12 protein-coding genes are annotated in these 11,671 nt (G+C 65.1%); 3 read left to right on the top strand and 9 right to left on the bottom strand.

The features are described from left to right. A partial coding sequence (locus ACK6AU_RS03900; protein ID WP_409297852.1) for a TonB-dependent receptor plug domain-containing protein occupies window positions 1–643 on the bottom strand: 643 nt, incomplete at its 3' end. A gap of 374 nt (window positions 644–1,017) precedes the next feature. On the opposite strand from ACK6AU_RS03900, the gene ACK6AU_RS03905 reads away from it, so the two are divergent. Together ACK6AU_RS03905 and ACK6AU_RS03910 are read left to right on the top strand one after the other, a co-directional pair. Then, on the top strand, window positions 1,018–1,248 hold the full coding sequence (locus tag ACK6AU_RS03905; protein WP_185698526.1) for a VF530 family DNA-binding protein: 231 nt from the start codon (window positions 1,018–1,020) through the stop codon (window positions 1,246–1,248). Between the two features lie 8 nt (window positions 1,249–1,256). Then, a complete protein-coding gene (locus tag ACK6AU_RS03910; protein ID WP_185698525.1) occupies window positions 1,257–1,928 on the top strand; it encodes a Pr6Pr family membrane protein in 672 nt (223 codons plus the stop codon). Between the two features lie 54 nt (window positions 1,929–1,982). On the opposite strand, the gene ACK6AU_RS03915 is transcribed toward ACK6AU_RS03910, so the two are convergent. From ACK6AU_RS03915 to ACK6AU_RS03925, 3 genes are all read right to left on the bottom strand, one after another. Continuing rightward, a complete protein-coding gene (locus tag ACK6AU_RS03915; RefSeq protein WP_185698524.1) occupies window positions 1,983–2,768 on the bottom strand; it encodes a siderophore-interacting protein in 786 nt (261 codons plus the stop codon). Next, window positions 2,765–3,346, bottom strand: a complete 582-nt coding sequence (locus ACK6AU_RS03920; protein ID WP_185698523.1) for a PadR family transcriptional regulator — start codon at window positions 3,344–3,346, stop codon at window positions 2,765–2,767. The genes ACK6AU_RS03915 and ACK6AU_RS03920 overlap by 4 nt, the downstream gene beginning before the upstream one ends. 163 nt (window positions 3,347–3,509) lie before the next feature. Continuing rightward, a complete protein-coding gene (locus tag ACK6AU_RS03925; RefSeq protein WP_185698522.1) occupies window positions 3,510–6,617 on the bottom strand; it encodes a transglycosylase domain-containing protein in 3,108 nt (1,035 codons plus the stop codon). A gap of 475 nt (window positions 6,618–7,092) precedes the next feature. Here ACK6AU_RS03925 and ACK6AU_RS03930 point away from each other — a divergent pair, with 475 nt between their 5' ends. Further along, a complete protein-coding gene (locus ACK6AU_RS03930; RefSeq protein WP_185698521.1) occupies window positions 7,093–8,508 on the top strand; it encodes an amino acid permease in 1,416 nt (471 codons plus the stop codon). Window positions 8,509–8,611: 103 nt separating this feature from the next. On the opposite strand, the gene ACK6AU_RS03935 is transcribed toward ACK6AU_RS03930, so the two are convergent. The 5 genes from ACK6AU_RS03935 to ACK6AU_RS03955 all read right to left on the bottom strand — a co-directional run bounded on the left by ACK6AU_RS03935 (window position 8,612) and on the right by ACK6AU_RS03955 (window position 11,616). Continuing rightward, window positions 8,612–9,211, bottom strand: coding sequence for a hypothetical protein (locus tag ACK6AU_RS03935; RefSeq protein WP_185698520.1), 600 nt, complete (start codon window positions 9,209–9,211; stop codon window positions 8,612–8,614). A gap of 9 nt (window positions 9,212–9,220) precedes the next feature. After that, window positions 9,221–9,814 (bottom strand): papain-like cysteine protease family protein, encoded by a 594-nt coding sequence (locus ACK6AU_RS03940; protein ID WP_022643466.1) that lies wholly within the window; start codon window positions 9,812–9,814, stop codon window positions 9,221–9,223. 227 nt (window positions 9,815–10,041) lie between these two features. After that, window positions 10,042–10,884 carry an alpha/beta fold hydrolase gene (locus tag ACK6AU_RS03945; RefSeq protein ID WP_409297859.1) on the bottom strand — a complete coding sequence of 281 codons (843 nt, stop codon included), beginning with the start codon at window positions 10,882–10,884 and terminating at the stop codon, window positions 10,042–10,044. Between the two features lie 77 nt (window positions 10,885–10,961). Continuing rightward, window positions 10,962–11,258, bottom strand: coding sequence for a cupin domain-containing protein (locus tag ACK6AU_RS03950; RefSeq protein ID WP_409297861.1), 297 nt, complete (start codon window positions 11,256–11,258; stop codon window positions 10,962–10,964). A gap of 73 nt (window positions 11,259–11,331) precedes the next feature. Further along, the gene (locus tag ACK6AU_RS03955) at window positions 11,332–11,616 is read right to left on the bottom strand and encodes a putative quinol monooxygenase (RefSeq protein WP_185698517.1); all 285 of its coding nucleotides are present in this window, start codon (window positions 11,614–11,616) and stop codon (window positions 11,332–11,334) included. Window positions 11,617–11,671 lie beyond the last annotated feature (55 nt).

Below are 11,671 nucleotides of genomic sequence, written 5' to 3' on the forward strand. Positions count from 1 at the left end.
ACCGGCGCGGGGTGGGCGGGGGGGGGGGGGGGGGCGGCGGTGGCGGGGGGCTGGGGGGGGGGGGGGGGCGAGGGCGGGTGGTGCGGGGGGGGGGGGGCGGGGGGGGGGGGACGCCGCCGAAGCGACGTTCGCGGGCCCGGGGGCCGCCTTGTTTGGGTTGGGGGGTGGTGGGTTTGTGAGAGCTGTTCCTCCCCCCGCCGATGGCATTGCCGCCGTAGAGCAGGGCTGCCGGGCCTCGGACGATCTCGATGCGCTCGACGTTGACCGGGTCCAGGGGCACGGCGTGGTCATAGGACAGCGACGAAGCATCCAGGGCGCCGACGCCGTTGCGCAGGATACGGATGCGATCGCCGTCCAGGCCGCGGATCACTGGGCGGCTGGCGCCGGGGCCGAAGTAGGACGAAGACACTCCGGGCTGGTTGTTCAGGGTCTCGCCGAGGCTGCCCTTCTGCGCCAGGGTCAGCGAGTCACCTTCGACCACCGTGGTGGGGGCGGCCAGTTCGGTGTTGCCCAGGGGGTTGGCGGTGATGACCTGCTGTGGCAGTTCCACGGCGTGGGCCTGGGTGGCGATCAGCACGGCGACGGACAGCGGCGACAGGCGCCACAGTAGCGAACGAGAAGGGTGGTGGGCTGAGAGGGACATCGGTCGTTCCTTGGCAAGCTTTGCGCGGCGCGCATAGGGTCGAAAAACAGGCGGGGCACGGCATGGCCCGGAGTGCGGGCGAGTTCTTTTGAATTGGTACAATATAACATCTCATTTATTTGTAAAAGTCGGGATCTTTTCATCAGGTTGCCGAGCCGTACCTCGGGGGGAACGTAAGTCCCGTGGTAGCCGCCCTAGCCTGCGACCGGGTGCGCAGCGGTTGCTGGAAGGCGTGGCCGATCGATCACTGGAGGTCTTGCGGACCTTGGCGCAGGCCCGGTAGCGGCTACAGTTAATTCAGCGCGCTGGCGTGGGCGCAGGCCGTCGGCTAAGGTGCGCGGCTTGTTTTCCTCATCTGCGTTCGAAGGCCTGGCATGACCGTTACCCACACCGACCCGCTGCATGGCGTGACCCTGGAACAGATCCTCAAGGCCCTGGTGGAGCACTACGAATGGTCGGGACTGGCACAGCGCATCGATATCCGCTGCTTCAAGAGCGACCCGAGCATCAAGTCGAGCCTGACATTCCTGCGCAAGACGCCCTGGGCCCGGGAGAAGGTCGAGCGACTCTACGTGAAATTGCAGCGCACCAAGCGTCCGCTCTGAGGCCGCGCATGAAAAGCGGATCGCTGGCCCAGTGGTCCGGTCGGCGGGGCCTGATCGCGACCGCAGCATTGCTTGGCTGGTTCGGCCTGGCGGTGCAGATGTACCTGATCCTGCTGCTGCGCTGGGATGTCGGCGCCAGCTTGCTGGGCGGCTTGGTGAACTTCTTCAGTTTCTTCACCGTGCTCAGCAATACCCTGGTGGCCAGTGTGCTGACCTGTGCCCTGAACCTGCGCATTTCCCGCGGGCAGGCGTTCATGCTCCAGCCCTGGGTCAGTGGCGCGGTGGCGGCCAGCATCGTGCTGGTGGGCCTGGCCTACAACCTGCTGCTGCGCCACTTGTGGCATCCCGAGGGCTGGCAGTGGCTGGCCGATGAGCTGCTGCACGATGTGATGCCGCTGCTGTTCCTGGCCTATTGGTGCTGCTGCGTACCCAAGGGCCGCTTGCGCCTGCGTCATGTCGGGCTATGGACGCTATACCCGACCTTGTACTTCGCCTACCTGCTCCTGCGCGGTCATTTGCTTGGGCTCTATCCCTATCCCTTCATTGCCGTGGACCGGCTGGGGTATCCCCGGGCCGTGCTCAATGCCCTGGGGCTGCTGGCAGGGTTCGTGCTGGTGTCGCTGCTATTGCTGGGGCTGGACCACTGGCTGGGGCGCCGGCATTGCGCGGGCCAGAAATGATTCGCCGGCGAGGTGCTGGGCACCTGCGCCGGCGAAGGTTTGGCGGCTGAGCGATCAGTCTTCTTCGCTGGTATCCAGGCGCCAGTAGCCGACGGCCTTGACGAACTCGTCGTCGAGCCGGTGTTCATCGAGCAGAATCCGGCGCAGTTGCCGCGAGACCTTGCTCTCGGTGGCGATCCAGGCATACAGCCGGCCTTCGGGCATTTGCAGAGCGCGCACGCAAGCAAGCAGATCCTGCTGGCCGCCATCGCGTTCGACCCAGATCACTTCCACCTCGGCGGCACTGTGCAGTGCCTGGCGTTCGGCACGATCCTGGATTTCGATCACCGCCAGGACCCGGCGACCGGCAGGCAGTTCCTCCAGGCGCCGGGCGATGGCCGGCAGGGCGGTTTCATCGCCGATCAGCAGGTAGCTGTCGAAGATGTCCGGGACCACCATCGAGCCTCGTGGTCCGGCGATGTGCAGCTCCTGGCCGGGCTGGACCTGTTCGGCCCAGGTCGATGCGGGGCCGTCGCCGTGCAAGACGAAGTCGATGTCCAGCTCGCCCAACTGCGGGTCATAGCGGCGCGGGGTGTAGTCGCGCATGGCGGGCATCGGCCCGCTGTCCTTGCCCGGGCCCATGACCAGGGTTTGCAGGGCGGCTTGCTGCTCGGCGTTCTGCGGGAACAGCAACTTCACATGGTCGTCGCTGCCCAGGCTGAGGAACCCGGCCAGTTCCGGGCCGCCCAGGGTGACCCGGCGCATGCGCGGGGTCACGTCGACCACCCGCAGGACCTGCAGGCGTCGGCGCTTGATCTCGTGCATGACCCGGTGAATGGACAATTCGGGAGTGGCAGTCATTCGGCTTTCTCCTGGCTGGAAGGGGTTGCAGGACCATCGACAATGGCCTTGGCGGTGTTGTTCAGCAGATCGCGGACCCGCAGGATTTCCTCGGGGCTCCAGCGGCCGTTATGCATTTGCAGGGCATGGCGCAGGTTGTGCACCGCCTCGTGAATTTCTGCCGGGCGGTCATGCCCGCGCAGCGAGCGCTTGCTGACCTCGATGCGCATGCGCACGCCATCCAGGGCAACGGCCTGCTCCTTGAGGAACAGACGACCGATGTCGGTGGCGCTGTAGCGTTTTTTCCCGCCTTCGGCGTCGCCCTGGATCATTTCGCTTTCTTCCAGGAAGGTCAGGGTCGGGTAGATCACGCCCGGGCTTGGGCTGTAGACGCCATCGAACATGGTTTCGATCTGGCGGATCAGGTCGTAGCCATGGCAAGGCTCGTCGGCGATCAACGCCAGCAGCAGCAGCTTCAGGTCGCCGGGGGCGAATACTCGTGGGCCACGGCCGCCGCGTTCACGGCCGCCACGGCGCTCGAAGCCTTCGGGGCCGTCGCCATGTCCGCGGTGATGATGGGGAGGGTGGTGCGCTCTCATTTTCGTGCTCTCCGTTTTGGTTAAGACATAACTTAAGATATATCTTAAGAGTGGCGCAAGGGTTCCGCAGGCTCCGGGGCCACCGTTCGTCGCGAGCGCTAGTTGGCAAAGAGAGCGCGAAATGCCGTGCAGTCAGCCCTGGGGCTGGCCGCCGTGGAGGGTGTCAGCGTTGCGCCAGGTTGCCCTGGCACTGGGTGCCGCTACCCGGTTGCAGGTAGGGCATGAGGATCGGCGCCATGCCCTTGAGCACCTGCACCGGCAAGGCCGAGGTGAACTTGAAGGCTTGGGCGGAGGCGCCGGGAACATAGGCGGTGAGGGTGCCGAAGTGGTGATCGCCGATGTAGAACACGAACGTCGCGGTGCGGTTGATGGATTTGGAGCTCAGCACCCGGCCTCCGGCGCCGATGGCTTCGATGCGGTTGTCGCCGGTGCCGGTCTTGCCGCCCATGGCCAGGGGCGTGCCGTCGGCCAGCTTGAAGCTGCCGGATACCCGCTTTGCCGTGCCTGCATCCACCACTTGGGACAGGGCTCCACGCAGCGCCGTGGCTACCTGCGAAGGCATTACCCGCTGGCCTTTGTCCGGGTCGTTGAGCAGGCGGGTTTCATAGGGGGTGCCGGCGGCGAAGTGCAGGCTGTCGATGCGCAGGGTCGGCAGGCGTACACCGTCGTTGAGAATGGTCCCCACCAGCTCGGCCAGGGCCGCTGGCCGGTCGCCGGAACTGCCGATGGCGGTGGCCAGGGACGGCACCAGGTGGTCGAACGGATAACCCACGGCCTGCCAGCGCTGGTGGATGTCGAGGAACGCCTCGATCTCCAGCATGGTGCGGATGCGGCTGTCCCGGGCGCTGCGGTGACGGCTCTTGAACAACCAGCTGTAGACCTCCTGGCGTTCGAACTCGCTGGCCTTGACCACCTGGCTGAAGCTGGCTTCGGGGTTGTTCATCAGGTAGCCGAGCAGCCACAGGTCCAGCGGGTGGACCTTGGCGATGTAGCCCTGGTCCGGCAGGTCGTAGGCGCCCGGGCCGTAGCTGGCGTAGAGCTTGTCCAGGCGCTCGTCGGTGAGCTTCTCGCCGACCTTGGCGTTTTTCATATGGGCCCGCACGAAGTGGTTGAAGCTGTCCTGGCTGGCATCCGGTAGCAGGTAGCGATGCACCGCGGCCAGGCGGATCGCCGTGGGGTGCATGCTGTCGAGGAAGGTTTCCAGGCGCGACTGGGTGTCCTTGTTGCGGTACTTCTTCCAGAACCGCAGGAGGAACGAGGTGCCTTCGCGGTCGGCGAAGCGCGCCAGGTATTCCTGGCGCCGTGGGTTGTCATCGTCCTTGAGCAGCTCGGCGCTGGTGCTGTCGCCACCGTAGGTGCTGTAGCGCACCAGGTCGCGCATCAGGCGGATGAACGGCAGGTTGATGGATTCGCGCAGGGCATCGCGCAGGGTCGGGCTGCGGCCGTTGTCTTCGTTGCGAAAGTTGTGGAAGTGGTGCACGCCGCCGCCGGTGAAGAACGCCTCGCCGGGGCTGGCGGAGTAGGTGCGATCCAGGGCGGCATCGAGCATCTTCGGCAGGCTGCGGTCGCTGTTCTGCGCCAGGTAGTCCAGGGCCCAGCGGCTCAGGCGGTCCTGGTCGTCCACCGAGACTTTCTTCAACTGCGCCAGGGTCTGCCCGGCGTACTTGTCATGCAGCTCGGCGACGATCTGCAGGTAGGTGGTCAGCACCCGCAGCTTGGCGGTGGAGCCCAGCTCCAGCTTGCTGCCTTCGTTGATGTCGAAGGGCTGGTCGGTGCTGTCGGTCTGCACCCGCACTCGGGAGCCGTCGCCGGTGAGTTCGAACAGGGTGAAGCTGTAGCGGACCTGGGTGGTACTGGTGGGGGTGAGCAGGCGTTCGCCAAGCACTCCGACCTGTGCGGCGAACGCCGGGTCGGCCAGGTGCTTGAGGTACTCGGTGGCCTGGCGCTGCAGGTCGCTCTGCAGGGTGCTGGTGGCCGAGAGGTCGAGGCGATCCAGGTCGTACAGCGGCCGGTTGAGCAGGGCCGCCAGGCGGCTGCGGGCCACGCTGATGCCCTTGTTGGTCTCGATCGGCTGGATCGTCGGCTGTTGCTGCCAATCCCGATAGGTCACCTTGCTGGCCAGGGCGGCGGCGCTCAGCGCCGGGTCGATGACATTGTTCTGCGCCAGCAGGCGGATGTGGCTGTCGGTCAAGTCCGCCAACTCTGTGCGGCCCTTGGCCAGGTAATGGGAGGGGCGGCGCTGGGCAATCATCAACGACAGCACCTGGCGCAGGGCCAAGCCACGCTGGGCCAGGCTGTGGGCATCCGTTGCCGTGCCGGCCAGGGCCTGGTTGACCTGGTTGAAGTCGGCGCCGTACCAGACCCGCAACCCTTCGGCCAGGCCGTGCACCTCGCCATGGCCGGGCACCGCCGAGAGCGGCACGCTGTTGAGGTAGTCGCGGACGATGCGCTTGCGGGCCTCCAGGGTCTGCGGGCCGTCCTGGTAGGCGCGCACGCTGGCGGAAATCATCTGGCGGATCTTCTCCCCGCCCGACACCGTCAGGCCGTCGGGAGAATGGCGGTATTTTTCCAGCTGGGTAGCCAGGGTGCTGCCCCCGGCGCTCTGGCCGGGCAGGTGCAGCAGCCGAGCCACCTGGGACCAGGCGGCCTTGGCGAAGCGTGGCCAGTCCACCGCCGGATTGGCCTCGGCCAGCTGTGGATCCAGCAGGTCGCGGTTCTCGATGAACAGCAGGCTATGCACCACCAGGGGCGGGATGCTGGCGAAGCTGGCATAGAACTGCTGCGGATACTTGAACCGGTACAGCGGCGCGGCGCGGCAATCGGTGATGGATAGCCCGGCCTGGATCTTCTCGGCGTAGGGTACGAAGAGGCCGCTTTCGCTGTAGTTCATCAATGCCTTGGAGAACCGTACCTGGGCTTCGATCAGGTAGCCCCGCTTGAGCAGGCGCGGCAGGAACTCGCCCAGGGCGCTATAACCCAAGCGCCGATCGAAGGGACCGGCGCCGGGATAGACAATCGCGTCGCTGGGGCCAGGTTGCAGGGAATAGCTCAGGTCACGGGCCAGGTTGCTGAATTCCCGGGCCTGGAGCCTGGAGGTACGCATTTCGCGGCTCGCGGCAACGCCCAGGGCGATCAGGGCGATCAACGTCAGCAGCCAGAACAGGCGCCGGAAATAACGGCGGGGCCGGGGCCGTTCGGGCAAAGGCGCTTCGTCGTCGCTGTGGCTTGGCACTGCGGTACTGCGTGGATCGGTGTGCCCCAAAGCGCCCATAGTCGATTGATCCCTCCACAGAGATTGATCGGACTTGTCTGAAGCTTAGTCGGTGGTGGCCGGTGGTGAAGAAATTGTCAAAACAGACGCTGTCTTGCTCCTGTGGCGAGGGAGCATGCTTCTTCACCACAGAACAGCGCTTTTCCCAGGTAAATACGCCCTAGGTAGGGGCATGACGGGGCATCGGGGCTGTGCAATACTCACGCCCCTTTCCGAGTGGGGTTTGGTGGAAAAAGCAGGGAATGCTTCTCCGTGAAAGCGGTTTTTGCCGAGATTTCTCTCTGAATTTTGCTGTTTATAGAGTGAAAAGCCCTGTGACGAGCTTTTTATACTGCGCACCCCGCTGACCTGGCAGGTTTTGTCCTACAGGCGCGCCGTCCCACAAGGCCGGTCCGGTCGAGCACGCCGCGGTTATCCGCCGCGACCTGGAAGACTCGGTGGTTCATATCCAATAACAAAATGAGGTTGTATCTCTATGCCAGTTGGCAACCAACTGCCCCACGGCGAGACCGCTCAGGGCGGCCCGCTGAAACGCGAACTCGGCGAACGGCATATTCGCTTGATGGCCCTGGGCGCCTGTATCGGCGTCGGCCTGTTCCTCGGCTCGGCCAAGGCCATCGAAATGGCCGGCCCGGCCATCATGCTGTCCTACATCATCGGCGGCCTGGCGATCCTGGTGATCATGCGCGCCCTCGGCGAGATGGCGGTGCACAACCCGGTCGCGGGTTCCTTCAGCCGCTATGCACAAGACTACCTGGGCCCGCTGGCGGGCTTCCTCACGGGCTGGAACTACTGGTTCCTGTGGCTGGTGACCTGTGTCGCGGAGATCACCGCCGTGGCGGTGTACATGGGCATCTGGTTCCCCGATGTGCCGCGCTGGATCTGGGCCCTGGCGGCCCTGGTGAGCATGGGCTCGATCAACCTGATCGCGGTCAAGGCCTTCGGTGAGTTCGAGTTCTGGTTCGCCCTGATCAAGATCGTCACCATCATTGCCATGGTCATCGGCGGTGTCGGCATCATCGCCTTCGGCTTCGGCAACGAAGGGGTGGCCCTGGGGATCTCCAACCTGTGGACCCACGGCGGCTTCATGCCCAACGGCGTGACCGGGGTGCTGATGTCCCTGCAGATGGTGATGTTCGCCTACCTGGGCGTGGAGATGATCGGCCTGACCGCCGGTGAAGCACGCAACCCGCAAAAAACCATTCCCAACGCCATCGGCTCGGTGTTCTGGCGCATCCTGCTGTTCTACGTGGGCGCGCTGTTCGTGATCCTGTCGATCTACCCATGGAACGAAATCGGCACCCAGGGCAGTCCCTTCGTGATGACTTTCGAGCGCCTGGGGATCAAGACCGCCGCCGGCATCATCAACTTCGTGGTGATCACCGCGGCCCTGTCGTCCTGCAACGGCGGCATCTTCAGTACCGGCCGCATGCTCTACAGCCTGGCGCAGAATGGCCAGGCGCCGGCCAGCTTCGCCAAGACCTCGGCAAGCGGCGTGCCGCGTCGCGCCTTGCTGCTGTCGATCTTCGCCTTGCTGCTGGGCGTGCTGCTCAACTACCTGGTGCCGGAGAAGGTGTTCGTCTGGGTGACCTCCATCGCCACCTTCGGTGCGATCTGGACCTGGGTGATGATCCTCCTGGCCCAGCTCAAGTTCCGCAAAGGCCTGACCCCGGCCGAGCGCGCCGGCCTGAAGTACCGCATGTGGCTGTACCCGGTCAGCTCGTACCTGGCGCTGGCGTTCCTGGTGCTGGTGGTGGGGCTGATGGCCTACTTCCCGGATACCCGCGTGGCGCTGTATGTCGGCCCGGCGTTCCTGGTGCTGCTGACCGCGCTGTTCTACCTGCTCAACCTGCATCCGACCAACTCCCAGCAGGCCCGTTCGGCCTCCTGACCAGCGGCTCGCGCTGCTCCCGGCGTGAGCGGCCGGGCCTGGTGGCCAGGCAATGAACAATCCGGCGTCCCGCGAGGGGCGCCGGTTTTTTTTGGGGCCGGGCTCAACCGCCCAGGGTGCCGCTGGCGTCGGCATCGAATACCGCCTTGGCTTGCTTGGCGGCCGGTACCAGCAGGCCGAACAGCGTGGCCTCGCTGTAGAGCTGCCGGGGTGCCAGGTTGGTGGGCGTGGGCTCGATGGGGATCAGCACTTCCTCGGCGTCGCCGTGCAGCCAGATCAGCGTCGCTTGCAGGGCCGGGACGAACAGCAAGCGCAGTTCATAGGACTTGCCTTGCAGCTGTGGGGCCTGCTCGGCCAGGTTCAGGGCGCTGATGGTCGAGGCCGCCAGGGCTCCGTGGTTCAGCGCGCAGAACTCCAGCTGGCCGGTGGTTTCGGTCAGTTGGGCATCGGCGATCGAGACGCCGCCGGCGAACACCAGGTAATGCCAATCGCCCGGCGTGGCCTGGGCCAGGTCCCGGCCGTTGGCCAGGTCTTCCAGGCTCAGGCTATAGCCACGAAAGGCCTGGGACAGGTTCAAGGTGCCCGGGCCGGCATTGGCGAAGGCGCGATTGATACCGAAGCCCTGGGTCCGCAGGGCCGCCTGCAGGGCCGGACGCAGTTGCTGGACGCCACCGGCGGGCGCCTTGGGATAAGTCAGTTGCATGCTGCCTCCTCAATAGTTTTTCCGGGTGAAGTAGGTGTGGGTCCAGTTGCCGCCGCCGTTGTAGGTGCCGGGGAAGCTGTTCAGGGCGCGGGTCGAGTAGCCGAAGATCGAGTCGGCCACCAGTACGTAGCCGCCGTCGGTGCCATAGATCGCCAGGAAGTGCGCGCCACCGCCGTACCAGGCGCAGCGCAGGCCGACGGGGCGGCCCATGCCGAGCTGGTTCTCGATGGCGGCCATCTGCATGCGATCTTCGCGCATGCCGCCGTAGCTGCCGGTGGTTCGCAGGGCCGAGTCCAGGTAGCCATAGACGTTGCACGGTCCGGGCTGGCTGCAGCAGGTGCTGCGGCCCAGCTCGGCGTTGGCCACGCCGCATTGGGTCCAGGAGCCGGTGTTGTAGTAATTGCCGACCGAGGCCGACAGGGCAGCCCAGCACCAGTTGGTCTGGGTTTGCTGCTGGATGTTGAAGTTCAGGCGGGCGCCGGCCAGGGGCGCGGCTTCGGCCGCTTGAGTGATTTCGTCCAGTTCCGGATCCAGCAGGGTGCCGGCCAGGCAGCGGGGCATGACCTGTGGATTGCCGATAGGGGGCAGGGTAGTGCTTAGCATGTTCATCCTCCGTGAATGAAAACCAGCCTCCGGCTGGTGTTCGTCGCCGCACGGGAGCGAGCGGCGTACCGGACCCGGATGCCAGCCTCGATGGCAGGCGCTGTCGGGTCTGTAATCAACCTTAGATGAAATATGCGTCAGCGCAATTAAAATATGCGTTTATGCAAGTATGCCGATAAAGACGTCCCCGCTAAAGGGGACATCCGTGGCGGGGCGAAGGCCCGGGGTCATTGGTCGTCGAGGAAATGCTCGAGGGCGGCGTTGAAGAAACCGGGGTCCTGGAGAAAGGCGAAGTGGCTGGTATTGGGCAGGATCAACAGCCCGGCCCCGGGAATCGTCGCCGCCATGTATTCGGTGTGCTCACGCTTGATGGCTTCGTCGCGATCGCCATCGACGATCAGTACCGGCGCCTTGATCCTGGAAAGATCGGCGTCGCTCCAGTTGGGCTGGCTGGCCCACATGTGGCTGATCTGCTCGACGAAGGCCTGGTACTCCCCGGGTGTCGGTGACAGCTTTGCGTATTCCTGGCCGGCGCGTTCGATGTAGGCGGCAAAGGTCGGATTGTTCTCCACCCCTTCCTTGACGCCGTCGGTGCGAGTGTTGGCGGCGTAGGCGAAGACCCTGCCCACCCGTTGCGGATAGCGCATGGCCAGGTCCAGGCCGAGGATCGCGCCATCGCTCCAGCCGACGAAATCGGCCCGGGGGATGTTCAACTGATCGAGCAGGGCGATCACATCGTCGGCCATCAGGTCGTAGCCGTAGGGGCGGGCATCGCGGGTGCTGTGTCCATGGCCACGGCTGTCGACGCTGATCACCGTGTGCCGGGCGGCCAGGGCCTTGACCTGATGGCCCCAGTAGTCGGCATTGCCCAGGCCGCCGTGCAGCAGCACCACCGGCGAGCCATGGCCGATCTTGCTGTAGTAGAGGCGTATGCCATTGACCTGGGCATAGTCGGACCGGGCCTCGGCCAGTGGAGCCGGGGTCGGGGGCAGGGTCTGCCAACGCTCGGCAGCGATGGCGGTGTCGAGCGATATCAACAAGGCGAGCATTGCAAGCAAGCGACGAGACATGGGAATTCTCCATTCCAATGGGGCCGGTGGGGCCTCTGCGGGCAGTGGTGTGCATCGTGCGCCCGTGCACGCGAAGCCTAGACGTCGATGATCACCAGGGTGCCATGGCTGCCGGGCAGCACGCTGTGGGCCTGGCCGGCCTGGACCAGGTACATCTGCCCGGGCAGCACCTCCACGGTGTTTCCTTCGATGCCCAGGCGCAGGCAGCCAGCAGTGACCAGCAAGCCTTCGTTGTAGTCGTGGATTTCTTCGGCATAGGGGCGTGGGTCCATGCGCAGCACCTTGATGCGTGCCGGGCCGACCTGGCCAACCTGCTTGGATTGCCAGGTTTCGGGCAGTTGACGGGACAGCAGCTCGAATGACAGCAGTGACATGGTGGATCTCCCAAAAGTAGGTCGTGTCGGGGCTGCTTTCGGTGGTCCGGTCAAGCATCGTGCAGGGTGTTTTCTAGAACGAGTCCATTAACAGCACGCGGCATTCGCGGGCCTGGAATGCATTGATCTGCGGGACCAGGCGGGTGAAGTGCTCGCTGCGGCAGTGAGCATCGAGGGCGGCCTGGTCGGGCCATTGTTCGATGAAGATGAAATGCCCGGGGTCCTTCTGGTCGACGAACAGATCGTAGGCGATGCACAGTGGTTCCTGGCGGGTCTTCTCCACCAGTTCGGCGTACCACGGGCGTACGGTCTCCAGGTGTTCGGGGAGGATGAAGTCTTCGGCAATGACCTTGAGCATGATGATCTTCCTTGTGGGTTGGCCAGGCTCCCTTGGCATCCGGGGAGCCTGGACG

The organism is Pseudomonas sp. KCJK8993, assembly GCF_046230915.1.
In the GTDB taxonomy this organism is placed as follows: Bacteria; Pseudomonadota; Gammaproteobacteria; order Pseudomonadales; family Pseudomonadaceae; genus Aquipseudomonas; species Aquipseudomonas piscis.

What these genes read in the sequence shown, in the direction of transcription:
- ACK6AU_RS03955 (WP_185698517.1), bottom strand. Translation starts at nt 11,616, where the DNA reads ATGCTCAAGGTCATTGCCGAAGACTTCATCCTCCCCGAACACCTGGAG.
- ACK6AU_RS03915 (WP_185698524.1), bottom strand. Translation starts at nt 2,768, where the DNA reads ATGACTGCCACTCCCGAATTGTCCATTCACCGGGTCATGCACGAGATC.
- ACK6AU_RS03905 (WP_185698526.1), top strand. Translation starts at nt 1,018, where the DNA reads ATGACCGTTACCCACACCGACCCGCTGCATGGCGTGACCCTGGAACAG.
- ACK6AU_RS03930 (WP_185698521.1), top strand. Translation starts at nt 7,093, where the DNA reads ATGCCAGTTGGCAACCAACTGCCCCACGGCGAGACCGCTCAGGGCGGC.
- ACK6AU_RS03935 (WP_185698520.1), bottom strand. Translation starts at nt 9,211, where the DNA reads ATGCAACTGACTTATCCCAAGGCGCCCGCCGGTGGCGTCCAGCAACTG.
- ACK6AU_RS03925 (WP_185698522.1), bottom strand. Translation starts at nt 6,617, where the DNA reads ATGGGCGCTTTGGGGCACACCGATCCACGCAGTACCGCAGTGCCAAGC.
- ACK6AU_RS03950 (WP_409297861.1), bottom strand. Translation starts at nt 11,258, where the DNA reads ATGTCACTGCTGTCATTCGAGCTGCTGTCCCGTCAACTGCCCGAAACC.
- ACK6AU_RS03920 (WP_185698523.1), bottom strand. Translation starts at nt 3,346, where the DNA reads ATGAGAGCGCACCACCCTCCCCATCATCACCGCGGACATGGCGACGGC.
- ACK6AU_RS03910 (WP_185698525.1), top strand. Translation starts at nt 1,257, where the DNA reads ATGAAAAGCGGATCGCTGGCCCAGTGGTCCGGTCGGCGGGGCCTGATC.
- ACK6AU_RS03945 (WP_409297859.1), bottom strand. Translation starts at nt 10,884, where the DNA reads ATGTCTCGTCGCTTGCTTGCAATGCTCGCCTTGTTGATATCGCTCGAC.
- ACK6AU_RS03940 (WP_022643466.1), bottom strand. Translation starts at nt 9,814, where the DNA reads ATGCTAAGCACTACCCTGCCCCCTATCGGCAATCCACAGGTCATGCCC.